22 protein-coding genes and 1 other annotated feature are annotated in these 26,533 nt (G+C 30.3%); of the genes, 16 read left to right on the top strand and 6 right to left on the bottom strand.

The window, feature by feature from the left end; translation table 11 throughout:
- The first annotated feature begins 67 nt into the window (after positions 1–67).
- Entirely contained in the window at positions 68–547 is a 480-nt protein-coding gene (locus tag BR66_RS0119965; protein ID WP_026884496.1) for a DUF3189 family protein, read from the top strand.
- 69 nt (positions 548–616) lie between these two features.
- Here BR66_RS0119965 and BR66_RS0119960 read toward each other — a convergent pair whose 3' ends face one another.
- Positions 617–1,261, bottom strand: a complete 645-nt coding sequence (locus tag BR66_RS0119960) for an undecaprenyl diphosphate synthase family protein (RefSeq protein WP_026884495.1) — start codon at positions 1,259–1,261, stop codon at positions 617–619.
- 437 nt (positions 1,262–1,698) lie between these two features.
- Between BR66_RS0119960 and BR66_RS0119955 the strand changes: the two genes are divergently transcribed.
- The 5 genes from BR66_RS0119955 to BR66_RS0119935 all read left to right on the top strand — a co-directional run bounded on the left by BR66_RS0119955 (position 1,699) and on the right by BR66_RS0119935 (position 6,471).
- Positions 1,699–2,688: a 2-hydroxyacyl-CoA dehydratase family protein gene (locus BR66_RS0119955; RefSeq protein ID WP_026884494.1), complete on the top strand. Its 990-nt coding sequence runs from the start codon at positions 1,699–1,701 to the stop codon at positions 2,686–2,688.
- Positions 2,689–2,695: 7 nt separating this feature from the next.
- Positions 2,696–3,457 (top strand): acyl-CoA dehydratase activase, encoded by a 762-nt coding sequence (locus BR66_RS26055; RefSeq protein WP_026884493.1) that lies wholly within the window; start codon positions 2,696–2,698, stop codon positions 3,455–3,457.
- Between the two features lie 9 nt (positions 3,458–3,466).
- On the top strand, positions 3,467–3,943 hold the full coding sequence (locus tag BR66_RS26050; protein WP_084156564.1) for a QueT transporter family protein: 477 nt from the start codon (positions 3,467–3,469) through the stop codon (positions 3,941–3,943).
- A gap of 271 nt (positions 3,944–4,214) precedes the next feature.
- The gene (locus BR66_RS0119940) at positions 4,215–4,724 is read left to right on the top strand and encodes a DUF4912 domain-containing protein (protein WP_026884491.1); all 510 of its coding nucleotides are present in this window, start codon (positions 4,215–4,217) and stop codon (positions 4,722–4,724) included.
- Between the two features lie 166 nt (positions 4,725–4,890).
- Positions 4,891–6,471, top strand: coding sequence for a glycoside hydrolase family 57 protein (locus tag BR66_RS0119935; protein ID WP_026884490.1), 1,581 nt, complete (start codon positions 4,891–4,893; stop codon positions 6,469–6,471).
- Between the two features lie 49 nt (positions 6,472–6,520).
- Here BR66_RS0119935 and BR66_RS0119930 read toward each other — a convergent pair whose 3' ends face one another.
- On the bottom strand, positions 6,521–8,101 hold the full coding sequence (locus BR66_RS0119930) for a DEAD/DEAH box helicase (protein ID WP_026884489.1): 1,581 nt from the start codon (positions 8,099–8,101) through the stop codon (positions 6,521–6,523).
- A 152-nt stretch (positions 8,102–8,253) separates the two neighbouring features.
- Complete coding sequence (locus BR66_RS24985; RefSeq protein WP_026884488.1) at positions 8,254–8,898, bottom strand: hypothetical protein; 645 nt, start codon at positions 8,896–8,898, stop codon at positions 8,254–8,256.
- A 251-nt stretch (positions 8,899–9,149) separates the two neighbouring features.
- Here BR66_RS24985 and BR66_RS0119920 point away from each other — a divergent pair, with 251 nt between their 5' ends.
- The 4 genes from BR66_RS0119920 (at position 9,150) to BR66_RS0119905 (ending at position 13,534) form a co-directional block, all read left to right on the top strand.
- Entirely contained in the window at positions 9,150–10,124 is a 975-nt protein-coding gene (locus BR66_RS0119920; RefSeq protein ID WP_026884487.1) for a hypothetical protein, read from the top strand.
- Between the two features lie 125 nt (positions 10,125–10,249).
- Complete coding sequence (locus BR66_RS0119915) at positions 10,250–11,509, top strand: M16 family metallopeptidase (protein WP_026884486.1); 1,260 nt, start codon at positions 10,250–10,252, stop codon at positions 11,507–11,509.
- Complete coding sequence (recX, locus tag BR66_RS0119910; RefSeq protein ID WP_026884485.1) at positions 11,502–12,347, top strand: recombination regulator RecX; 846 nt, start codon at positions 11,502–11,504, stop codon at positions 12,345–12,347. The genes BR66_RS0119915 and recX overlap by 8 nt, the downstream gene beginning before the upstream one ends.
- A gap of 17 nt (positions 12,348–12,364) precedes the next feature.
- Positions 12,365–13,534 (top strand): transglutaminase-like domain-containing protein, encoded by a 1,170-nt coding sequence (locus tag BR66_RS0119905; RefSeq protein ID WP_026884484.1) that lies wholly within the window; start codon positions 12,365–12,367, stop codon positions 13,532–13,534.
- 129 nt (positions 13,535–13,663) lie between these two features.
- On the opposite strand, the gene BR66_RS0119900 is transcribed toward BR66_RS0119905, so the two are convergent.
- Complete coding sequence (locus tag BR66_RS0119900; RefSeq protein WP_026884483.1) at positions 13,664–14,023, bottom strand: tetratricopeptide repeat protein; 360 nt, start codon at positions 14,021–14,023, stop codon at positions 13,664–13,666.
- A gap of 346 nt (positions 14,024–14,369) precedes the next feature.
- On the opposite strand from BR66_RS0119900, the gene BR66_RS0119895 reads away from it, so the two are divergent.
- Positions 14,370–18,674: a 2-hydroxyacyl-CoA dehydratase gene (locus BR66_RS0119895; protein WP_026884482.1), complete on the top strand. Its 4,305-nt coding sequence runs from the start codon at positions 14,370–14,372 to the stop codon at positions 18,672–18,674.
- 39 nt (positions 18,675–18,713) lie between these two features.
- Here BR66_RS0119895 and BR66_RS24345 read toward each other — a convergent pair whose 3' ends face one another.
- Positions 18,714–19,265 (bottom strand): RIO2 family protein, encoded by a 552-nt coding sequence (locus BR66_RS24345; RefSeq protein ID WP_051624320.1) that lies wholly within the window; start codon positions 19,263–19,265, stop codon positions 18,714–18,716.
- A gap of 147 nt (positions 19,266–19,412) precedes the next feature.
- Positions 19,413–19,638, top strand: a binding site (T-box leader).
- A gap of 53 nt (positions 19,639–19,691) precedes the next feature.
- Here BR66_RS24345 and BR66_RS0119885 point away from each other — a divergent pair.
- The 5 genes from BR66_RS0119885 (at position 19,692) to BR66_RS24335 (ending at position 25,152) form a co-directional block, all read left to right on the top strand.
- Complete coding sequence (locus tag BR66_RS0119885; RefSeq protein ID WP_026884481.1) at positions 19,692–22,337, top strand: valine--tRNA ligase; 2,646 nt, start codon at positions 19,692–19,694, stop codon at positions 22,335–22,337.
- Positions 22,338–22,431: 94 nt separating this feature from the next.
- On the top strand, positions 22,432–22,674 hold the full coding sequence (locus BR66_RS26290) for a hypothetical protein (protein WP_051624319.1): 243 nt from the start codon (positions 22,432–22,434) through the stop codon (positions 22,672–22,674).
- Positions 22,662–22,937: a GNAT family N-acetyltransferase gene (locus BR66_RS26285; protein WP_084156563.1), complete on the top strand. Its 276-nt coding sequence runs from the start codon at positions 22,662–22,664 to the stop codon at positions 22,935–22,937. Before BR66_RS26290 ends, BR66_RS26285 begins: the two co-directional genes overlap by 13 nt.
- A gap of 68 nt (positions 22,938–23,005) precedes the next feature.
- Positions 23,006–24,322, top strand: a complete 1,317-nt coding sequence (locus BR66_RS0119875; RefSeq protein WP_026884480.1) for a bifunctional folylpolyglutamate synthase/dihydrofolate synthase — start codon at positions 23,006–23,008, stop codon at positions 24,320–24,322.
- Positions 24,319–25,152 (top strand): hypothetical protein, encoded by an 834-nt coding sequence (locus tag BR66_RS24335; RefSeq protein ID WP_051624318.1) that lies wholly within the window; start codon positions 24,319–24,321, stop codon positions 25,150–25,152. The genes BR66_RS0119875 and BR66_RS24335 overlap by 4 nt, the downstream gene beginning before the upstream one ends.
- 144 nt (positions 25,153–25,296) lie before the next feature.
- Here BR66_RS24335 and argJ read toward each other — a convergent pair whose 3' ends face one another.
- Positions 25,297–26,520 (bottom strand): bifunctional ornithine acetyltransferase/N-acetylglutamate synthase, encoded by a 1,224-nt coding sequence (argJ, locus tag BR66_RS0119865; protein ID WP_026884479.1) that lies wholly within the window; start codon positions 26,518–26,520, stop codon positions 25,297–25,299.
- Positions 26,521–26,533 lie beyond the last annotated feature (13 nt).

The raw sequence follows: 26,533 nt of genomic DNA, 5'->3' as shown, positions 1-26,533 counted from the left end.
ATTGTTGAATATATTTGTATTTTATTAAAATACTATATATATAACTATTAAAAAGTAGGTGAAACTTATGATAGTAATATATCATGATGTAGGTGGTGCTCACTCCGCAGCAACTGCTGCCAATATACATATTAATAAATTACCAATGGATAGAATTCCAAGCAAAAATGAGCTACTTAGTTTGCCAACATTTGATAAAATTAAAAAAGAGCAGCTGGGTCATCTTATTTATATTGGAGAGGATGAAACAAAAACTAAAATTTATACCTTGGCTAGGCAGTATGTACCTAACCTTGTAATACCAGCTATTGCAGACATGTATTGCATTTTTCATGGAAGTACTGATCAGTTATTTATGGCGGATACTAAGCCAGCGGTGAATTTTCTAATGAAGATTGGTGGGTATACGTCAAGAAAACTTAATTGGGTTAGATTTGGTAGACCAATTGTTACCAAAGGAACCCAAGATGCTTATATGGATATAGTAAATATAGTCAAAGGCGTAAAAAGTAATATAAAAAAACAATTATTAGATAACAATTATTAGATAACAATTATTAGAATAAAGAGGATATAGCAAAATAATTAAAAATATTTTGCTATATCCTCTTTGTTTTTAACCACCTAAAGTTATATCTTGCTTATCATACCATTTTATTGCAGCATAAAATTGATTTTCTGTAAAGTCCGGCCACATATTATCAATAACATAAAAATCAGTATATACGCTCTGAACTGGCAAAAATCCACTTAATCGTCTCATTCCGCCCCACCGTATAAGTAAATCAACTCTGCTTATGTCCTTTGATTTAATATTATCATAAATATTCTGCCTTGAATGACAATTAGAATCACTTAAGTTCATAAGGTCCCACTCCCATCCATAGTTTACCAAAAAATTTATTTTAATGCCTCCATAACCAACATCTCTTCGTTTGGTAAATGGTAAAAGTTCTTTGGGAAACATAGGTGAGTCATAATTGCCTATGACTAAAAGAGAAGCATTGTTTTTTGAAAGCATTTTAACAGCTTCAATACAAGCAGTTGTAAAGGCTTTTTTTTGAGAGGGTGGTCTTTTATTATTATCAACAGTAAAACCATAAAATGTTAGCTCTTTAATACCAAGTGTTTCACAGCATTTAAATAGTTTTATCCCTGGTATTAGCCCATGTATATAGCCTGCCTCTTTGGAATATCCATTTTTAACAGCCCAACGTCTGTTACCGTCGGGTATTATTGCCACATGGTTTGGAATTCTCATTTAGGTGCCTCCTTATTGTTTTAAGTCTTTAGATATTTTACTAGTTAAATATAAGTATATATTCTGTAATAGTGTTACCATTTGAGTTGTTAATTATTTGACTTAATATAATAAATAAAGTACAATAGCAGAGCGTACAATAAAATAGATTAGAGTATAGAATTGCTATTTTGTTGATGAAGCGCTTAAAGACAGTTCGAAATCCATCCTGTCTATAAACAAAACCAGGAATCACCAGCATAGTGGTGTTTTTATTGAGGTTATAGAGGCAAAATATGCTTCTTTTTTATTTAGCAATTTGATGAAATAACTATAAAGTATGTTATTTTATTTTAGATGCATTATGTTTATAGAGCAGATTTCTGCTCTATTTTTTTTTGTGTTATTGTCTGGATAATAGATGGATTAAGTACAATAAATAATGAAAGGAGGGTAATATGAAAAAAATAGGTATAACCACAACAGTTCCAATCGAAATTCTCATTGCAGCAGGATATGAGGTGGTGGATCTAAACAATATATTTATAATGTCTAATAAATATGCCGGATTAATTGAAAAGGCTGAAAGGGATGGATTTCCAAGTAGTTCTTGTGCATTTAAAAAAGGAGTTTATGGTGCTGCCATGGACAATGATTTTAAAGAAATAGTGGGGGTTACTGAAGGGGATTGTTCTAATTCAAAAGCATTAGAAGAGGTTTTTAGAATGAAGGGGATAAAAGTATACCCTTTTGCCTATCCTAGCAATCATAAGTTATCAGATTTAAAAAATTCACTGGATCATTTTATGAATATTTTTAAAGTGTCATTGGGTGAAGTTGAGCAAGTGCGGATAAGATTAAATAAAATAAGAAATTTAGTGAAAAAGATAGATGAACTCACTTATATTGATAATAAAGCAACAGCACTTGAAAATCATATTTATCAAATAAGTTGTTCTGATTTTAATGGTAATGATCACAATTTTGAAGATGAATTAAGAAACAAGATAAAAGAGATTAGGAGTAGAAAAACAATAGAAAAAAAGCTTAGATTAGCATATATAGGTACACCTCCCATGACCAGTGATATATATGATTTTGTAGAAAAATTTAATTCTAGAATAGTGTATAACGAAGTACAAAGGGAGTTCGCTTTTCCTAGAGGCATAAATTATAAAAATATTTACGAACAATATTATGATTATACATATCCATACGATATTGAATTCAGAATTCAGGAAATAAAGAAACAAATTAAACAGCGAAAAATAGATGGAGTTATAAATTATACTCAGGCTTTTTGTTATAGACAAATTGAGCACATAATTATTAAGGAATCTCTAGATATACCTATACTAAACGTTGAGGGAGATAAACTTAATGTTTTAGATGCTAGGACAAAATTAAGAATTGAGGCATTTTTAGATATGCTAATTGATAGGAAGTGAGAGATAAGTGATAACATTAGGAATAGATCTTGGCAGTAGGAAAGTGAAAATTATGCTTATGGAGGATAAAAAAATAATCAATAAATTCATGGTAAATACCATGGCTTTTTATAGGGATTATTGTAGTTATGACGGAAAGATAATGGTGGATTTAAAAAAATTAAATATATATAAAGTGGACAAAGCTGTGTCCACTGGTTATGGTAGAAATAATATAGATATTAAACTTTTTAAGCCTATCACAGAGATAAAAGCCCATGTATATGGTGCAATATATAGTACAGGTCTAAAAAATTTTGTGCTTTTAGACGTTGGAGGGCAGGATGTCAAGGTTATTATGGTAGAAAAGGGGATTGTAACAGATTTAGAGCTTAATGAAAAATGTGCTGCATCTTGTGGAAGGTATTTAGAGAATATGGCTAATGTACTTGAAGTACCATTACTAGATATGTTCAATTTTAGTGATGATCCTGTAGAACTTAATTCTACTTGTGCTGTATTTTCAGAATCAGAGCTAATTGGAAAAATAGCAGAAGGTTATTCATTAGAAAAACTGTGTGCAGGAGTTAACTTTTCTTTATATAAAAGGCTTAAGCCACTTCTTTCCAAATTTAAAAGCGAGACCTTGCTATTATCAGGTGGAGCTTCCAAAAATAGTGCATTAATAAGATATCTAAAAAAAGATTATGAGAAAGTAGTAGTAATAGACGATGCTCAATACAACGGGGCTTATGGTTGTTGTATTTATGGAAAAAATTTTTGTCAATAGGAGATAAATATGAAAAATGATTCATCAATAAGAAGGATAACTATATCAGGAATTGTAATTGCAATATATGTAGTGATAATGTATTTTACCCAAGGGTTCGCCTTTGGACAGTATCAAATAAGAATAGCAACATCTTTATATGCGTTAACATCAATATATCCGTTTTTGATTTTACCAATGGGGTTAAGCAATCTTATTAGCAATACCATAATGGGAGGACTAGGACCATTTGATATGATTGGAGGTGCGTTAGTAGGAGTAGTAACCGCATCAGTAGTTTATTTTATAAAAAAACTTAAATTAAACGATTGGTTTATGATTATACCTATAATTTTTATTCCAGGTCTTGTTGTACCAATATGGCTTTCGTATCTTACGCATATTCCATACAAGGCACTAGCTTTGAGTTTATGTATTGGACAAATAATACCAGCTATTTTCGGTGTGATATTGGTAAAACAACTAAAAAATTCAGTTATTAAATAAGTTGTACTATAAAAACTGCAAAGTGAAACACTTTGCGGTTTTTTTATTATCTAAGTAGGAGTTTATAGTTGACAAATATTATAATTATTTCTAGCATTAAAATACTAATTAAAACAATAAGGAGTTTTTTGAAAATTGACATAGAAATCACCTCAGTTAATTGTATGAAGGAAATATAATAAAATTAACTTAAATGCGATATTCGAGGATGACTTTAACGTAATATTAAGTTATAATTATACTAGCCAACCACTATAATAGAGGTGATTATATGATAAGTGATAATAAATTTGCAATAGCTTTATTAGTACAAAATGCCCATAAGGTATTTTGCTATTTTAGTATTTCTCCATTAATGATTAAAGATTTTGAAGATCAAAATGGACAGGATTCTTGGAAAAATTCAAAACCAATATTAAAAGTATTCGAAATAGATAATGGAAATGCAAATGAAGTCAAAGTAGTTTATTTGGATGCATTTGCAAATAACTGGTTTATAAATCTTGATAAATCTGGCATTGATGTTTTTGTCAAGCTTGGAAGAATTTTACCAGATGATACATTTATTCCAGTTGCATTATCAAACACGGTTACCACGCCTAGGTCAGAACAGTCAAATGATTTATCAGTATATTATTTGGATGTTTCACAGCAGGAGTCTACTGAAATTGACAAACTACCAACCACAAAACATAGTCATGAGCCATCCAATATTCATAGGGAACCTAAACCCTATCCTTTTATGGAACAGAAAAAAAAAATGAACCATATCCAAAAATAAATATATATTATAATGTATTTCGTAATGGAGTTATCCAAAAAGACATAGATGATTCTCTAAAAAAATATGGAGATTATCCTAGTTCACCGGTTAAATAAATTTTCATCAATGCTAGCAAAAAGGCATAATGTTGAACTAGCTAAAAAGCAGTGCAGGGGGGATAGATATGAAAAAAGGTTATGTATCTATGATATTACATGGACATATGCCGTTTATAAGGCATCCAGAAGTGAAAGATTCAATGGAAGAACGATGGTTGTTTGAAGCAATGAATGAATGCTATATACCGCTTATAAATGTGTATGATGGATTATTAAGAGATGAAATCAATTTTAAAATAACTATGTCTATAACACCACCACTTATGGCGATGCTTGAAGACGAATACCTAAACAAGAGATACATGGAGTATTTGAATAAATCCATAGAGCTTGCTGAAAAGGAATTAATAAGAACAAAACATAATAGTGAACTAAATAAACTGGCTGTATTTTATAATGATAGATTTAATAATTTGAAGAAAACTTACGAAAAATATGATTCTAGGCTTATGAATGCCTTTAAAAAATTTGATAAATTAGGAAGACTTGAAGTGATAACGTGTTCAGCCACACATGCTCTTTTGCCACTTCTAGCTATTAATCCTGAAGCTATAAAAGCACAACTTGCAACTGGAGTACAATCTTATATAGATGTTATGGGGCATCCACCAACTGGAATCTGGCTTCCTGAATGTGCCTATACATACTCTTTAGATTCTATGCTTAAGGAATATGGAATAAAATATTTTATTGCTGAGAGCAAAGCAGTGCTTTTCGCATCGCCAAGACCACTGCACGGAACGGCAACTCCAATATCTACTCCAAGTGGTGTGTGTGCTTTTGGAAGGGATATGGAATCATCTTATCAGGTGTGGAGCGATTTTATAGGTTATCCGGGAGATTTTAGTTATAGAGAATTTTATAGGGATATAGGATATGAATTGCCAATGGATTACATAGGACCATATATAAATAGTTCAGGTATTAGGCTAGATACTGGTATAAAATATTATAAGATTACAGGGAAAACTGAAAATAAGGAACTTTATAATAGGGAAAAGGCAATGGAAAAAGCAAAAGAACATGGTGCGCATTTTGCATCTTGTAGAAATGAACAAATAAATGCTTTACAAGAACAGATGGAAAAGCCACCTATAATAACATGCCCTTATGATGCAGAATTGTTTGGACACTGGTGGTTTGAGGGACCTGATTTTATAGATGCATTTATAAGGAAAAGTGCTGAAGAACCAACTTGTTATGAGTTAACTACACCAAAAGAATATCTAAGTAAGAATCCTATAGTCCAATGTTCCAGTCCTAACCCATCAAGTTGGGGAGAAAATAGTGACTATTCAGTTTGGATAAATGATTCAAATCAGTGGATATATAAGGATTTGCATAAATGCGAGGAAATAATGATAAGACTTGCAAAAACTTATAAAAAGCCAAATGGAATTCAGAAAAGGGCTTTAAATCAGGCCGCTAGAGAATTAATGCTTGCAGAGTCTTCAGATTGGTCATTTATAATAAAAAACAATACCACTGTGAATTATGCAATTAAAAGAATTAATACACATTTAGAAAGGTTTAATATAATTTGTGAAGAAATTACAAAGAATACTATAAATGTAAAGAATCTTACAAAAATAGAATCTTTGGATAATATCTTCAAGGACATAAACTACAAAATATATGAAAATTAAGACATAATAAAACTACTATGTTAATTCATAGTAGTTTACAATTTAAAGGTTAATTATTTCTGCCTTTAGCTATTTCAATATTTATTCTTCTGCCATTATATTTTTCACCACTGGTCTTTTGTAAGATTATAGGCACTTTGTTTTCAACAACATCTACAAATGAGAATTTATCTAATATATCAACTGAACCAATAAAGTTTGAATTAACTCCAGATGTATTATCAATAAGTTCCAAAAGTAATTTAACATTTATACCATCTTTACGACCAACAGAAATAAATAATCTAACTGAACTTTCAACTTTTAATGATTTACTATCATCATTATAATCCATTGAAACTTCTCTATCAAATATATCTTTTAGAAGTGCTGCGGTTATTCTTTCTAAAGAATAATCTTTATTTAGAGTTTCAACTAAAGGTAAAAATTTATCACAATTAGCTTCATCTTTAAGTATATCTTCAATACCACTAATAACACTTTGTGATTTAGCTGCCATTATATCTTTCATTGAAGGTATTGGTTTTTTAGTTATTTTACTCTTTATTTCTCTTTCAATCTGCTTTAACTTTGAAATTTCTTTTTTTGTAACAATACTTAAAGCTGTACCAGATTTATTTGCTCTTCCGGTTCTACCTATTCTATGAACATATGATTCTGTATCTTGAGGAAGTTCATAGTTTATTACGTGAGATATGTTTTCAACATCAATTCCTCTTGCAGCTACATCTGTTGCAGCAAGGAAGTTCAACTTTCCAGATTTGAATTTTGCTAGAGTTGACATTCTTTGAGATTGTTTCATATCACCATGCATACCTTCAACAATAAAGCCTTTTGCTTGCATAGTTCCAACAAGTTCATCTACATTTCTTTTTGTTTTACAAAAGATAATAGCACTTTCAGGATTTTCTGCATCTAAGATTCTACATAAAGTTTCTAGTCTTGCATTATTTTGTACTTCATAATAATATTGTTCTACTAATGAAACTGTCATTGATTTTTTTAACACCATTATATGCTTGTTATCAGGTTTAAGATATTGCTCTGCAAGCTTTTTAATTTGTCTTGGCATTGTTGCTGAAAATAATAATGTTTGACGCTCTTCGTTTGTAGCTTTGATTATAGTTTCGATATCATCTATAAAGCCCATGTTTAACATTTCATCAGCTTCGTCAAGCACAAGGTGTTTAACGTGGCTAAGTTTTAATGTTTTTCTCTTTATATGATCCAAAACTCTTCCTGGAGTTCCAACTATAATAGAAACGCCTCTTCTAATTTCCTGTATTTGCTTATCTATGGATTGACCTCCATAAATTGGTAAAGAACGGACATTACTATATTTAGAAATTCTTTTCAATTCTTCATATATTTGAATTGCCAATTCTCTTGTTGGAGTTAATATAATTGCCTGAATATTTTTGTTTTCAGTGTCAATCATACTTATTATTGGTGCACCGAAAGCAAGGGTTTTACCTGTACCGGTTTGTGCTTGACCTATTATATCAAAACCATCTAGTATAGTTGGAATACTTTCACTTTGTATTTCTGAAGGATTTTCAAATCCCATTTCAGTGATGGCTTTTAGGACAGTTTCGCTTAATTCAAGTTCTGCAAATGTAATGTTTTTCATCAGTTATCCTCTTTCTATATTTAATTTAACAACTCATGATACCATATAATAATATTATTATCAAACTATTTAGAAAATATACTCAGATAAAGTGGTAACACTTAACATAAGTATTACCACTTTATCTGAGTATATTCACTAAGCATTTTTAATTATTTTAAAGGATTTAGAACGTCATTATTTAAATCATAGGTAAACAAATCTCCAGTAGTAACATTTACATAGTACCACCCTAAGGTATCACTATGATTGTCTGAGGTTGAAGATGTACCTTGAGAATCAAATGCTTGAAAAACATAATAATTTATGTTGTTTTTATTTTGAGTATGATCATAACTGATTTTTATTTTGGAGCCTTTACCATTAAGTTTAGTAGTTAGAAGCTTTGTAGCATTATCTACGGTAATTTCATTACCTTTTGAAGATTCAGCGTTAGTTGGTAGTTCTACTACATAATTTGTTTTATTTGTAGCTGTGTTACCCGTACTTGTTTTATTGGAAGTACTTGAATTAGAAGTAACAGTTTTATTAGGAGTAATATTATTACCATTAGTAGTATTACCAGTAGATACTTTTACATTATTATCATTAGATGTGTTTACTTCATTAACAGTTTTATTGTTAGGAGTATTATTATCTGTAGTAGAATTAGTGGTATTTGCAGTGGAATAGCTTTTTGAATCATTAGATTTAAGTTTTGAATAAATAAAAAATAATAAAGCACATATTATAACTAATGACAGAGTAAATTGTAAAAACTTAATTCTTTTGTGCTTTGTTTTTTTAATACGAGACATTTTCAATTCCTCCATAAGTTATCTCAAAGAAAATAGACTAAAGTGTGGCCTATTTTTGGATAGCTAATTTAATTTGACATAGTATCTTATTATTTTACTACATGTTAGTGAAATAATGTAGTAAAATTTTGTTTAAAATAGCATCAAAATCAATTTAGACTTAAATTATAAACTATGATATAATTATGCCGGATTAATATTTAAAATTATATCAAATTGATGATTTAAATTATACGATGAGGTGTGATGACGTGCCAAAATGGTGGATGATTAAAAATGATGATAACGATAATGCAGTAATAAACAAGTGGTTAAAAAATAATATAGTATCTATTGGATTTAGTGAGATTGGAAATCCTAAAGATTACGATACAAAGGATAAATTGCTTGTTAGGTGCGATAAGGTATATAACAATGAGGCACCTATATTTAGGATAAGAATTGAGAGTCTACTATGGAAATTTAGTAGAGAAATCGATATCAATGATAAAATTATAACTTATAGTAATAAAGATGAGGCATATTATTTTGCAACAGTTAAAAATAACTATGTTTTTTTGCCTGAAGTTTCAAAGGATGAACCTAATATAATTAAAGTGGAATGGACTAATAAATCAATATTACAAGCAAATATTTCAAAGGAAATAAAAAATTCTTTAAGTTCACCTTCAATGGTTTATCAAATTACAAATAATGAATCAGAAATTGAAAGAATATTTAATGATTTGATTTCAAATGGTGAAGAGGAATTTGAAATTACAAAAGACATAGATTTGATTGAAAAAATATACTCTTCCTGTGAAGTTACAGTGAAAAATTTACAAAGTAATGAGATTTTAAAAATTGTGGACGAGATATTCAGGTCCAATGGGTATATATTTAGAAATATGGAAGAAAATGATATGATGTATTCAATTGATGTTATTTATATGGATTCTTTCAAACTGATGAAATTTTCAAGCAAAATAATAATTATTAAAAGTGTTAAAGAACTTAAAGTTAACAATGTGGAAAATGCAATTAAAAATAACAAAATCAATGAAAATTATAAATTGATTTTAATTAGTTTAGGCGGATTTGAAGCATTAGCAAAAAACAATACTGAGATTATAAAATTATGTTCTTTGCTAGATGCTAATGAGCTAGTTAAATTAATATTTAAAGAATACGATAAATTTTCATATGGATTAAAACGTATTTTAAATTTAAAAAAAGTTTACATTTAAATATAATATCTAATAAGACCTTAATGCTTTGTATAATATAGCATTTAAGGTCTTATTAGAGTATAATAAAAATGTGACTTTAAAATTAACAGTATCATTAATACACATTAATATGAGGAGATTTTATGAATAAAGATTTTTTCGATTCTAGAGAGTATTTTCTAAATAATGGACTTCAAATAGCTGTAGTGAAAAGGGAAACAGGCTTATTTTCAGTTAATGCTGCAGTGAAAATAGGATCAATATATGAAAATAAAGAGCAAAACGGAATGTCACATTTTGTCGAACATATGTTATTTAAAGGAACAAAAAATAAGAATAATGAAAAATTAAATGACGAACTTGAAAATATAGGTGGAGAATATAATGCTTATACTGACTACAATTGTACGGTTGTAAATGTTGCAGGTATTAGCGATGAATTGGAAAAAGCAATAGAACTTATTTCGGATATGCTTGTTAATTCTATTTTCCCTAAGGATGAAATGGAGAAAGAAAGGGAAGTCATATTAGCAGAAGTAAGAACTAGTACCGATGATGTAGAAGACTATAGCTTTAAATTAGCACATAAATTGGCTTATAAAAATAGTCCCTTAAAATATGATACAATAGGGACAGAAAAAAATATTAGTAAATTCACAAGACAAGATATATTCGATTTTTATAAGAAATATTATGTTCCGAATAATTGCTGCATATCTATAGTATCACCATTAGAATATGAAGAGGTACATTTATTGATGGAAAAATATTTTAGTAAATGGATACCTTTAGAGGTTATTAAGGATGAAATAGTAATTGAGGATAATATTAATATAAAGAAGACAACTTATAAGCATAATATAGAGCAAAGCAGTATTATATATATTTATACCTTTCACAATCTCGACAAAAAACATGAATTAGCTCTGAAAATATTGAATCATAGATTTGGGGAAAGTGGAAACTCCATACTGTTCAGAGAATTGAGGGAAAAAAGAGGTTTAGCCTATGATGTTTATTCTGAACTGGATACTACAAGTTTTGTAAAGAGTTTATATATATATACTTCTGTAAGTAAAAAAAATGCTGAAGAAGCCATGGCTTGTATTGAGTCATGTATTGAAGATATAACAAATGAGAAGTATCTATTTAAAAATGGTGACATTGAATTAATGAAAAAAGTATTAAAAACATCAGTAATAGCAATTATTGAAGATACTACAAGCCTATGTGATTATATAATACAACAAATGGTAGACGGCGATGACATATATGAATTTATAAGTGACATGAATAATTTGAAAGTTATAAAAAAACATGATATTTATGAAAGTGCCAAAATAGTATTTACAAGTCCAACTGTTCATATACTTATGTCAAAAGAGAGTGATGATTTTGAATAATAAAATAACTAAAATAGAAATACAGAAAAGAAAAAAGAATAGGGTTAATGTTTTTATCAATGAAGAATTTAGTTTCGCTTGCAGTTCGGATTTGGTTTTTATGTTTGGATTAAAGACTGGTAATGAATTTGATGCTGAAAGTCTTAAAAAAATAATTGAGGAAGATAACTATATATCCTGTAAAAATTACGCACTAAATGTAATTGACAGAAGCTATAAAACGGAAAAAGAGATGCATGAAAAACTTGTAAAAAAGGAATATAACGAAAAAGTTATAGAAAGAGTATTTTTGTTTTTAAAAGAATATGGATTTGTGGATGACGATAAGTACATTGACTTATATATAGGTGACAGGATAAAAAAGAATGGTAAAATCAAGATAAAATATGATCTATTAAAAAAAGGCGTTGATATTAAACTTATTGATAAAAAATTAAATGAAGTTTCAACCATTTTAGAAAAAACGGCCATAGACATTTTAGCTAAAAAAAAATACGAAAGTATAGTTAAAACTGAAAGTAACTACTCAAAAATTTATACAAAACTTAAAAGCTACCTTTTTAGAGCTGGATATAATGGAGAATTGGTAAATGAAATTCTTAAAACAATTTTAAAAGACAAAAAGGAATCGGAAGAAAATGAGGAATTTAATGATGAAAAAAATATTATGGATCTTGAGAAGCTAAAAGTATCAGCTGAAAAGAGATATGATATAATTATAAAAAGAGAAAGTGATGAAACTAAAATTTATAAAAAATTATGGGAATACTTAATGCGTAGGGGTTTTGCTAATGATCAAATAAAAAAGCAAATCAGAGAAGTAATGGGTAAAAACTGATATATAGAGGTGATTAGGTGAAATTTAATCCAATAACGTTGATTACAATAGGCAGTTTTTTATATCCTATATTAAGAGGAATTATTTTGGGATTCTCTGCTTATAATGCTAAGAGGGACACAGATGGATTTACAACAAGTATTTCTTTTGCTCTATCAATTTATATAGGAATTAAATATCTTAGAAATATTTTCATTATAAATGAACACAGTGTTATTAATAACATAATTGGAGTTCTACCAAATAATGTTTCAAATATATTGCAACAAAATCCAACCATTGTATACACAATAGTGTTACTTATAGTAATCTACATTTTATATAAATTATTAAATTTAATATTGATGTTTATAGTTAATATTACGGTTTATCATATAATAGATATAGTTGAAAATATCACAAAAAACAAGGCGTTCTTATTTAGAAGGATAATTGGTGGATTGCTTGAAATACCAAGAGGCATATGTTATCTATTAGTTGTTTTGTTTATTTTTAATGTGGCATCAATGTTTAGTACGAGCAAACAGTTCAATAATTATTTGTCGGATTCAAATGCATATAAATATTTTTGTAAGCAATTATTAACACCAATAACTAATTCTAATGTAGCAAAGAATCTCCCTGAAATAATTGGTGATTCTTTGAAGGTTGTAGTAAAACAAAATGATGTAAATAATGCAGGAAGTCAGAATACTATTGGAAAAACTATTGTATATTATAATGGAGTAACACTAGAGGACGCAATAAAGTCAGATGGCGTTATTGATAGTTTTGCAAGAAAAATTGCTGAGGGTAATACCAGTACATTAGGTAAAGCAAATAGTATATATGATTGGGAAGGAACCAGTATATCTTATGATTATGGGAAAGCAAATTCAGTACTAAATAACGATTATAATGTTAAATCTGGTGCAATACCTACATTTAAGACCAAAACCGGAATATGTTTTGACTATGCCAGTCTTTACGTAGCTATGTGTAGAGCAAATAATATAAAGGTTAGACTTGTTACCGGTGATGGATTTAATGGAGCTAGTTGGGTTAGTCATGCATGGAATCAAGTATATATAGCAGATTCAAATCAATGGATTAATGTTGATACTACCTTTGCTAAGGGGGGGAATTATTTTAATAATAAATTGTTTGATTTAGATCATAAAAATGCAAAAGTTATAGGGGAATGGTAGTACGGAAAGTGGTAAAGTTAAGAGTTGAACATAAGGTATGAAAAATTTTATTTTTCAACTTTAAGTGTTCAGCTCTTAATTTGTAAAATATATTTATTATCAAATCGTATTAAAGTTAGGGGGGGTTAGTTAAATTACATTCTTTTTATAGGATTTTGTAATCATAGAAATGGCTTTTTCACAGTCAGAATCAGAATTGTCTAGTGACCATGCTACGTTAAAATAGATTAAAGCTTTTTTCTTATCTTTAAGCATGACGTTACAATAACCTAAATTAAAAAAATATCTACTGTCTTGTTTTAAACTAATTGCTTTTTTTAATAATTCAATTGCTTTGTCATAAACACCTAATTTAATTAAACAGACTGCTGCATTATATAATGAGGCTGTCTCATTCTCTTTTAGATGTGCAGACTTAAGGTAAAGATTTAAAGCAACTTTATATTCCATTTTATTGTAATAATCATTAGCTTCGTTAAAATAATTCATAAAAGCCTCCTTTTATATACTAATATAGATTATAAAACTGGGTATACAGTTTTATTTTTAATTATTTTTCATCTATTCTGATTTATATCCATAAAATAGAAAAATATTCATAGGAAAATATAAAGTTTACAAAGTTAAATATATATTATATAATAATATATATATTGTAATAATTATTATTGCTAATAGCGATAATAAAATTTATAATGTTAAGTAAAAATTTAAACCAAGCTATTATTATAGAATTTATGTTATAATAAATTCTAGATTTAATGGCTGGAGATAATTTCAGCGGATAGGAATTCCTATTGAAACACAAATATAAAAAAGAAATGGGAAGGTAAATATGAGAGAAATATTAAAATTAGGTTTGGATGTGGGATCAACTACAGTCAAAATAGTCATGTTAAATAGTAAAAATGAAATGATATTCAGTAAATATGAAAGACATTTTTCTGATATTAAAAACACTATAGTTAATCTTATTGATGAGGCATATAGTGAATTTAAGGATAGGCAAATTGCAGTAATGGTAACTGGATCAGGAGGGCTTTCTGTAGCAAAATGGCTAAATGTAACTTTTATACAAGAAGTAATTGCGTGTACAAATACTGTTGAGAAGTTGATCCCTGAAACTGATGTTGCTATTGAACTTGGTGGTGAGGATGCTAAAATAACTTATTTTGTTGGGAATATTGATCAGCGGATGAATGGAACTTGTGCAGGTGGGACTGGTGCGTTTATAGATCAAATGGCCACTCTTCTAAAAACCGATGCTTCAGGATTAAACGCATTAGCCAAAAATCATAAAAATATATATCCAATTGCATCACGTTGTGGTGTTTTCGCTAAGACTGATGTACAGCCGCTAATTAATGAAGGAGCAGCCAAGGAAGATATTGCTGCATCTATTTTTCAAGCCGTTGTAAATCAAACAATTAGTGGACTTGCATGTGGAAGACCAATAAAAGGTAAAGTTGCGTTCTTAGGTGGACCGTTATATTTTCTTTCTGAACTTAGAAATAGATTTATTGAAACTTTAGGTTTAAAGGAAGATGAAATAATTTTTCCAAAAGATTCGCAACTCTTTGTGGCACAAGGAGCAGCATTAGATGCAGAAAAAGAAAAACCCATGGAGTTTAGTGAGCTAAAATCTAGAATTTTAGTGTTAAAGAATGCTTCAACTAGTGAGGCTAATATATTAAGGCCTCTATTTGCAAATGAAGAAGAATTGCAGGAGTTTAAAACTAGGCATTCAAAAGATAAAATAAAAAGAAGAGATTTAGAATCTTATGAAGGTAATTGCTTTTTAGGAATAGATGTAGGTTCAACAACTACAAAGGCAACTCTAATTTCTAAAGACGGCGAACTTTTGTACTCATTTTATGGTAGTAATGAGGGAAGTCCACTTCAACTTACTGTTAAGATATTGCAAGACATATACGCTAAACTACCTAAAAATGCTAAAATAATGAACTCAACAGTTACAGGTTATGGTGAGGGGTTGATTAAAGCTGCATTAAAGATTGATATAGGTGAAGTTGAAACAATTGCACACTATAAAGCTTCTGATTTTTTTCTACCAGGAGTAGATTTTATTTTGGATATTGGTGGACAGGATATGAAGTGCCTGAGGATAAAGGATGGAACTATAAATAGTATACTTTTAAACGAGGCATGTTCATCTGGATGTGGTTCATTTCTTGAAACTTTTGCCAAATCTCTGAAGATGGATATAAAAGATTTTGCGTCTGCAGCACTTCAGTCTAAAAACGTTGTTGACCTTGGATCAAGATGCACTGTATTCATGAATTCAAGAGTTAAACAATCCCAAAAAGAAGGAGCAAATGTTGCTGATATTTCCGCAGGTCTTTCCTATGCGGTAATTAAAAATGCTCTATTAAAAGTAATTAAAGTTAGAAACCCTAAGGAACTTGGTGAAAAGATAATTGTACAAGGTGGTACATTTTATAATGATGCAGTACTTAGAAGTTTTGAACTAATTTCTGAAAGAGAAGCAGTGAGGCCGGATATTGCAGGATTAATGGGTGCATTTGGTTGCGCATTGATTTCTAGGGAAAGATATGAAGAAGGTTATGCTACAACATTATTAGGTGTAGATCAACTGGATGAATTTAGTACAAATGTTACTATGAGAAGGTGTGGACTTTGTGGTAATAACTGTATGCTAACTGTTAATGAGTTCTCTGATAAAAGAGAATATATAACAGGAAACAGATGTGAAAGAGGCGCAGGTCATTCCATTGAGAAGAATAAATTACCAAACCTTTATGACTATAAGTATAAGAGGACTTTTGCCTATAAATCTTTAAAGAAAGAAGAGGCTAAAAGAGGAATAGTTGGAATACCTAGGGTGCTAAATCTATATGAAAATTATCCGTTCTGGCATACATTTTTTACAAAACTTAAATTCAGAGTGGAACTTTCACCTAGATCATCAAAGGATATATATGAACTTGGAATGGAGACAATACCTTCGGAATCTGTTTGTTATCCGGCTAAACTTTCTCATGGTCACATAGAAAGTCTTATAAAAAAAGGCATTAAATTTATATTTTATCCTTGTCTACCTTATGAGAATAAAGAACAAGAAGGTGCAAATAATAATTATAATTGTCCTATAGTTACTTCTTATGCTGAGGCTTTAAAAAATAATGTTGATGAATTAAGAAGTGGAGATATATTATTTAAGGATCCATTTTTGCCTTTTGATAATATAAAAAGACTTAAAACAAGGCTATACGAGGAATTTTTAGAATTTAATATATCAAAAAATGAAATAAATCAAGCGGTAGATATGGCAAATGAAGAGCAGATGATGTACAAGCAAGATATAAGGGACAAGGGAGAAGAAGTTTTAAGGTATATAAAGGATAAAAACATCAAGGGAATTGTTTTAAGTGGCAGACCTTATCATGTTGATCCAGAAATAAACCATGGCATACCTGAACTTATAACAAGTCATGGTATGGCTGTACTTACTGAGGATTCAGTGGCACATCTAGGTGATGTTGAAAGACCACTTAGGGTTGTGGACCAGTGGGTATATCATTCAAGGTTATACGCAGCAGCTAGTTTTGTTGCAACCCAAAGCAATCTTGAGCTTATTCAATTAAATTCCTTTGGATGCGGACTTGATGCTGTAACGACTGATCAAGTTGAGGAAATACTTGAAAAACGTAAAAAAGTTTATACAGTTATAAAAATAGATGAAGGCAATAATTTGGGAGCTGTAAGAATAAGAATACGCTCACTTAAGGCTGCTATGGAAGAAAGAAGTAAAAGTACAACTAAACAAGAACACATTGAGAAGAATGAGGAACGAATAATATTTACTGAGGAAATGAGAAAAACCCATACAATACTTTGTCCCCAAATGGCACCAATCCACTTCCAATTTTTAGAGGAAGCAATTAACGCTTCTGGGTATAACCTTGTGGTTTTACCATCAGTGGACAAGAGTGCAGTTGATCAAGGGCTAAAATATGTAAATAATGACGCTTGTTATCCATCAATCCTTGTAGTTGGACAAATAGTTGAGGCATTAAAATCAGGAAAATATGATTTGAAATTAACTTCAGTATTGATTTCTCAAACTGGTGGAGGATGTAGAGCTACCAATTATATTGGATTTATAAGAAAAGCATTAATTGACGCAGGATTTTCTGAAATTCCAGTAATTTCAATAAGTGCTCAAGGACTTGAAACAAATCCGGGATTTAAATTTTCAATTTCAATGCTTAATAAATGCGCTATAGCGTTGATCTATGGGGATATTCTCATGAGAGTTTTATATAGAGTTAGACCTTATGAAAAGGTACCAGGTTCTGCTAATGAACTATATGATAAGTGGGTCAAGATATGTAAAGAGTCCACAAGGCTTGGAAAACACAGCGTGTTCAGGAGAGATGTAAGAGGGATAGTTCAGGAATTTGACAATTTACCAATTAATAATATTAATAAGCCTAAGGTAGGTCTTGTAGGAGAAATTCTTGTTAAATTCCATCCAACGGCAAATAACAACATTGTTAATGTTATTGAAGAAGAAGGGGCAGAGGCTGTAATGCCGGATCTTACAGACTTTCTACTTTATTGTGCTTACGATTCAGGTTATAAGCAAAGATATCTTTCTGGAACTAGAAAGAGTAAATATTTGAGCAACATATTCATAAGTATAATCGAATATTATAGAAAAGAAATGAAAAAATCATTAAATGCTAGCGAAAGATTTGATGCACCAGCTACAATAGGTAAATTAGCAGATGGAGTTAATGACATTGTATCTATTGGTAACCAAACAGGTGAGGGATGGTTTTTAACTGCCGAAATGGTTGAACTTATAGAAAACGGCACAGAAAATGTTATTTGTATGCAACCTTTTGCATGTCTACCTAATCACATAACAGGTAAGGGTATGATTAAGGAATTAAAAAGAAGGTATGCGTATGCTAACATTGCTGCAATTGACTATGATCCAGGAGCAAGTGAGGTTAATCAATTAAATAGAATAAAGCTTATGTTATCCACTGCATTTAAGAATATGGACAAAAAAGAAGCTTTTGTGAAAATGACTGAAGAAGTAGAAGAAAAAAGACAAAGAATGGAAGATGCTCCTCCAATAAAGGCATAAATTAAAAACCTAGTATAAAGGCAGAATTTAGCTTTTATACTAGGCTTTTTTATTCGCAAACCATTTGTTATACAAATTATTATTATATTTTTTTGTAGCAGTTTGAAATTTATTGAGTATAGTCAGATCATTAAAATCCATAAATAATTTTTCAAAATTATTTTCACTGCAATCACTATATTCAGCATCAATTAGAATAAAATCATTGGTGCTTGTAATAAAAATATAACCTGAATTTACATTAAGATTTCTAATATTGTAATTGTATATTTTTTCTAAAAATTTAATTAGCTTTAGAGCAATAAAATTATTGAGACCATTTTTCATTACATATTTTTTTAAGCTACTTCCTTTAACATATTCTCTTATAATATAGTGTCCACAAAAGTTATAAGTTTTAGGTACGACATGGATAAGATCTGTAGTTGTAAGCAGTGTATAGTCACGTTTGCATTTATATGGATCTTGATAAATTTTAACAACTGTATTATCTTTCATAAGATATGTGGATGAATCATCATTTTTACCAATATATTTACATTCATCAAGCTTTATAATATAAAACTTTTTTTTGTTCGTTTGTACACTCATTTTTTATCTCATAACCTTTCAATAGTAACATTCAGATACGTAGCATAGGTTCATTTAATTACAGTATATTAAAAATAAAAAAAATTGTTACAGTTACAACATGACTTGACATATATATTATTTAATATATAATAAAAACAATAATATATTTATGTTTTGATGAAGAGGAGTAGAGAAAAAGAAGTATTAAGAGAGGAAGACATTTTAGCTGAAAGATCTTCTATACCATCATTCTTGAAGGTTGCTTCGGAGCATTTTTGCCAAGGAATAAAAAACTTAAAGCAAAGACGGTAATCTTAGCCGATATTAATTGAGAGCCTGCAATTTAATTCTTGCAGGAAAAAAGGTGGTAACGCGCGCAGTCGTCCTTTGTTAGGATGCTGCGCTTTTTTGTTTGTAAAAAATTAGTTCAGGAGGAATTACAAAATGGAAGATTCAAAAAATATAGCAAAAACATATGATCCAAAAGAGTTTGAAGATAGACTGTACAAATGGTGGGAAGATAAAAAATTTTTCACTCCTAAAGTAGACCATACTAAAAAACCTTATACAATTATTATGCCTCCTCCAAATATAACTGGACAGCTACATTTAGGGCATGCCCTTGACAATGCTATGCAAGATTTTCTAATAAGGACAAAAAGAATGCAGGGGTACTCAACTTTATGGCTACCAGGCCAGGACCATGCGAGTATCGCCACTGAAGTAAAGGTTGAAAATGAGCTTTTAAAGCAAGGATTAAAGAAAAAAGAAATGGGCAGAGATGCTTTCCTTGAAAAGGTGTGGGAATGGACAGATACCTATAGAGAAAGAATAAGAGGTCAACTTAAAAAAATGGGCGTTTCTGCTGATTTTACTAGAGAGAGTTTTACTATGGATGAAAAGCTTAGTAAAGCTGTTAGAGAAGTATTTGTAAAATTGTATAGTGAAGGACTTATCTATAGGGGAAACAGAATAACAAACTGGTGTCCTAAATGTCAAACAGCTCTTTCTGACGCTGAAATTGAATATGTAGAACAGGAAGGTCATTTTTGGAATATTAAATATCCTGTAAAAAATAGCGATGAATATTTGGAAATAGCAACTACTAGACCAGAGACCTTACTTGGCGATACTGCTGTTGCTGTAAATCCTAAAGATGATAGATATGCGCATTTAGTTGGGAAAACATTGATACTTCCTTTAGTTAACAGAGAGATATCAATAGTTGCAGATGATTATGTTGATATGGAATTTGGTACAGGAGCAGTAAAAATAACTCCAGCACATGATCCTAATGATTATGAAGTAGGCAAAAGGCACTCATTAGCTGAAATAACAATTTTAAATAATGACGGAACTATAGTTAAAGGGTACGGAAAATACTCAGGACTTGATAGATATAAGGCAAGAGATGAAATAGTTAAGGACTTAAAAGAGCAGGGTTTCCTTGTTGGGATAAAAAACCATACACATAACGTCGGTACACATGACAGATGTAAATGTACTATTGAGCCAATGATTTCAAATCAGTGGTATGTTAAGATGGATTCCTTAGCAAAACCAGCAATAGATGCTGTAAAGACTGGGGAAATAAAATTTGTACCTGAAAGATTTGATAAGACTTATTACAACTGGATGGATAATATTCATGATTGGTGTATATCAAGACAACTTTGGTGGGGACATAGAATTCCAGTTTGGTATTGTAAAGATTGCGGGGAAATAATAGTTAATGCAGTTGCTCCTACAAAATGTTCAAAATGTGGTAGTAGTAATTTAAATCAAGATGAAGATGTACTTGATACTTGGTTTAGTTCAGCACTTTGGCCTTTCTCCACACTTGGATGGCCTGATAAAACTGAAGACCTGGATTATTTTTATCCAACAAATGTTTTGGTTACAGGTTATGACATAATATTTTTTTGGGTTGCTAGAATGATTTTTTCAGGTATTCACAATATGGGAGAAGTACCATTTCAGCATGTTTTAATGCATGGACTTATAAGGGATGCTGAAGGTAGAAAAATGTCTAAATCCCTAGGTAATGGAGTAGATCCACTGGATGTTATTGATGAGTATGGAGCAGATGCACTAAGATTTTCACTTATAACAGGAAATGCACCGGGAAATGATTTTAGGTATAAAACTGAAAAGGTTGAAAATGCCAGGAATTTTGCAAATAAAATTTGGAACGCATCCAGGTTCGTTTTGATGAATATAGATGATGATATGATGAAAAAATATGAAAACTCTAAGGAATATAGTTTAGCTGATAGATGGATACTTTCTAGGGCCAATACAGTGGTAGGAGAAGTAACAGAAAACATCGATAAGTTTGAACTTGGAATAGCTTCACAAAAGGTTTATGACTTTATGTGGACTGAATTCTGTGATTGGTACATTGAACTTATTAAACCAACTATGTATGGGGAAGATGAAAAGGCTAAGGGTATAGTTTACAATGTACTTAATAGAGTATTAACTATTGGACTTCAACTATTACACCCTGTAATGCCATACATTACAGAGGAAATTTATCAGCATTTAGAGAAAAAATATGAATCAATTTCAATTTCAAAGTGGCCAGAGTACACTGAAGAGCTTCATGACCCAAAAGCTGAGGAAGATATGAATTATATTATGGAAGCAATTAAAGCTCTAAGGAATGTAAGAGTAGAGATGAATGTTCCGCCTTCAAGAAAGGCAAAACTTATTGTGCTTTTAGCAGATTCAGCCAAAAGTGCTTATGAGGCAGGAATTTCATACCTAGAAAAACTTGGCTCTGCCAGTGAAGTTGTGTTTATTTCATCAAAGTCAGAAGTACCTAAAAATGCTGTATCAGTAGTAACAAAAGGCGGGGAGATGTTTATGCCACTACTTGATCTTATTGATTTAGAAAAAGAAATGGAAAGACTTCATAAAGAAGAGGAAAAGCTTAAAAACGAAATACAGAGAGTAGCTAAAAAACTTGCTAATCAAGGATTTGTTTCAAAAGCGCCAGATAATGTAATAGAAGAAGAAAAGGCAAAAGGCGAAAAATATAAAGAGATGCTTCAGGCTGTACTTTCTAGAATAGATAGTTTAAACTAAAAATAGTAGTCATCATTAAAAATATCAAGTCATTATGATAGTATATTTGACTTGATATTTTTTCTAAGATGCCATATTAGTTAGAGGTGAGATTATGGTTGAGTTAAAAGAATTATCCATTGCAGATGGCAAGGATATATATGATATGATTAAGGAAATCGGACCAGGAGAAAATGGATTTCAAAACAGAGGATACTATATAAATACTGAAAATTTTAGAGATTATTTAAAAGGAAATATTAATATGTCAAAGGGGATTAATTTAGATTCTAAATACGTACCACAGACTTTATACTGGTTATATATTGATGATGAGCCCGTGGTATTGGGAAAATAAGAGATTACTTAAATGATAATCTAAAAAAAGAAGGAGGTCACATAGGTTATTCTATAAGGCCATCTAAAAGAGGAAATGGATATGGTAATATTATGTTAAATGAACTCTTAAAAAAAGCTAAACAGAAACATATAGATAAAGTTCTAATTACCTGTGAAGATTATAATACGCCATCTAGAAGTGTCATAGAAAATAATAAGGGCAGACTTCTGGATATAAATGATCATAAATGCAGATATTGGGTAGATAATTCAGACCTATGAAAAAGATATACTGATGCAATAACCAGGTGATTTTTTTCAATATGTCGAAAAACAAAGGATGTAAAGAAATGGACTACAGAGAAACAATGGATTATATAAATAATGCAGCTAAGTTTGGAAGTAATTATGGGTTATCAAGAACAGAAAAGATACTTGAGCTCTTGGGTAATCCTGAAAAAAAAATAAAATGTATTCATGTTGCAGGAACAAATGGAAAAGGTTCTACAGCTATTATGATTACAAAAATTCTCAGAGAAGCAGGATATAAGGTTGGTATGTATACATCACCTTTTTTAGAAGAGTTTGAAGAGAGGATACAAATAAATGGTGTGAATATACCTAAAGAAGAACTATCACGGGTTGTAACAAAACTTGCTAAGGTTGTACATAAGGTGGAAGAACTTGGTTATCAGCACCCAACTGAATTTGAAATAATAACTTGTGCTGCTTTTCTGTATTTTTATGAGAAAAGTATTGATTTTGTTGTACTAGAAGTTGGACTTGGTGGAAGACTTGATTCTACTAACGTTATAGATCCTATTCTATGTGTAATTACTTCAATTAGTTACGATCATATGAATATTTTAGGCAATTCTTTAAAGGAAATTGCTTCTGAAAAAGCAGGAATTATAAAGAAAAATAAGACGGTTATTTTGTATCCACAGGAAGAGGAAAGTGAAGAAGTTATAGAATCAGTAGCAAGAGCGAATAATGCATATATAATAAAAGTTAATGATAATTCTGCGCGTTTTATTGAGGTTGAAAATATTTCATCTAAGTTGTATCAACATATTGAGGTTAGGACTAAAAATGACTCTTATGATATAACCTTATCACTTTTAGGAAAACATCAGCTTTTAAACTGCAGTACTGCAATACATTGTGTTGAGGAGTTAATTCAATTAGGGGTGAATGTGGATAAAAAAAATATTATATCAGCCTTGAAAAATGTTGAATGGAAAGGTAGACTTGAAGTTTTAGAAAATCATCCATTAGTTGTTATTGATGGGGCCCATAATAGTGATGGAATAAAAAAGTTAAGTGAAAGTATTGGAACTTATTTTAATTATAATAAAATTGTGCTTATACTTGGAATACTGGGGGATAAAGAAGTAGAAAAAATGGTTGAAGTTATTTCAAAAAAAGCTAAAAAGATTATAACTGTAACCCCACATAGTCAGAGGGCTGAATTATCTAGAGATTTAGAACTTGTTGTGAAAAAATATAATAAAAATTGTGAAAGTATGGATGACTATAAAGAGGCATTTCTAAAGGCAAAACAATATTGTCGCAAGGATGATTTGCTACTTATTTCAGGATCCTTGTATATGATAGGTGATATGAGAAAAATAATTACTCATTATGATCAAGGATTAGATCAATGAGAGAGGTTGGAATAGTTAAGTGGTTTGGTGGATATAATCCAAGCACCCATAAATTAAATGATTATGGCTATATAATTAGAAAAAACAAACCGGATTTATATTTTAATAGAAGTCATTTAAGGTGTAAAGTTAAAGTACTTAAACCAGAAGCAGCAGTATCTTTTGAAATTGGTATAAATTTTAAAAATAATATGGAGCAAGCTTTTAAAGTTAAATTGCTTAGGAATGAAAATTTGGAATTTATTATACAATCAGACACTTTTCATTATTTAAAGAGTGAAGAAAAATTAAAATTCCTAAATGATTTTAATGAAGAAGATATTGAGAAAATATGGGTAAACTTGGAGCTTAAGCTGAAAATTTTGCTACTATTTAGAATCAGTAGTGAGAATCTTAATACAGAAGTTTTAGAAAAATTCATAGAGAAAGACAAATTTATAAGGGCAATTATACTTATAGTTTGGATAAAAAACCATAGAGATAAGAAAACCATTGTTTATGATAAAGCCAGCGTGTTATTGTCTTTCTACCTTAAGAAAATTTTAGATGGGGAGGAAGAAGCGGAAAAATTAAGATTCATATTTCCTCAAAATAAAAACTACAAAGTTGATATTAACAAAGCATGGTCAGAGTGGACAGTTTTTGATTTAGTTCAAGATTGCAATGATACTAACATTGCAGAAGATATGGACGCAGGAAACCATGAACTAATTAAGATCGTTACTTGTTTATATGCTATAGATAAACAAATACAAGAAGCCTGGCAAAAAGAGTTAAGCGCTAAGGAAGATTTTTCGCTAGGGCAGAAAATGAATAAAAATAAAACATAAAATTAAATTAAATAGTACATTAATAAGAAAGAACATGGATATATTTGATTTGCACAAATATATCCATGTCCTTTTTTAATTGATTCTTCTGAGAAAACAGAAAATCCTTGTTATCTGGAACCTAAAACTTGGCAAATGCATCTATCAGCTTCTATACGACCCATTAATTTTAACGTAGTCATAAGTTAAATCACAGCCCCAAGCGGTGGCGGTGAAGTTACCATCATTAAGATCTATAGTAATAGTTATTTTATCTTCATTTAATATTTTTTTTGCTAAGGATTCATCAAAAGGTATATTTCCACCGTTTTTACAAATTTGAATGTGGCCTGCTTGGTTACTAAATAATATATTTATGGCATTTACATTTAAATCTGCACCACTATAACCAAGAGCACATAAAATTCTTCCCCAATTTGCATCAGCACCAAAAAAAGCTGCTTTTACAAGGCTTGAGGTTATAACAGATTTTGAACACACTTTAGCATCATTTAGTGTTTTTGCATTATTAACTATTACTTCAAGAAGTTTTGTTGCACCCTCACCATCTTTTGCTATCATCTTTGATAACTCAACATTCACAAAGTGAAGCGCAGTTTTAAATATTTCATAATCATCATCTTCAGAATCTATTAATTTATTTTCGCAGGCTCCATTTGCTAGTACTATTACCATGTCGTTAGTACTGGTGTCACCATCTACTGAAACCATATTATAGGAATCAAGTACACTTTCCTTAAGTGCTTTATCAAGCATGACTTTAGATATATTAGTATCTGTAACTACAAAGGAAAGCATTGTGCCCATATTAGGGTGTATCATTCCAGAACCCTTCGCTATGGCACTAATCATAGCTTTTTTATTTCCAAGGTTAAATTCTATAGCAATCTTCTTTTGGAACGTATCAGTGGTCATTATAGCATTTCCAGCGTCATTACCTCCATGAAAGGAAAGATTTTCACATGCCATTTTTATTCCTTTTGTGATTTTGTCAAATTTAAGTGGTTCTCCAATTATTCCGGTTGAAGCTACGAGAACTTCCCCTGGGGTAAGGTTAAGCTCTTTTGCAGTTAACTCAGCCATGACTTCGGCATCTTTATAGCCAGCAGCACCAGTGCAAGCATTGGCATTTCCGCTGTTGGCAACAATAGCTTGGATGTTTTTATTTGCTATGGTTTTCATATTTAAAAGCACAGGAGCCGCCTTAACCTTATTGTTAGTAAAAACAGCAGCAGCCACAGCTTTTTTTTCGCTGTATATAACACATAAATCTTTTTTTTCTCTTTTAAGTCCGCAGTGAATACCAGCGGCTTTAAAGAATGGCACGTCAGTTATAGTTTTATTTTCCAATATTTTTATAAAATCCATAGTGAAACCTTCT

The organism is Clostridium akagii DSM 12554 (genome assembly GCF_000686725.1).
In the GTDB taxonomy this organism is placed as follows: domain Bacteria; phylum Bacillota; class Clostridia; order Clostridiales; family Clostridiaceae; genus Clostridium_I; species Clostridium_I akagii.
The sequence above is the reverse complement of the archived record's forward strand: the minus strand, read 5'-3'. Positions and strand labels throughout refer to the sequence as shown.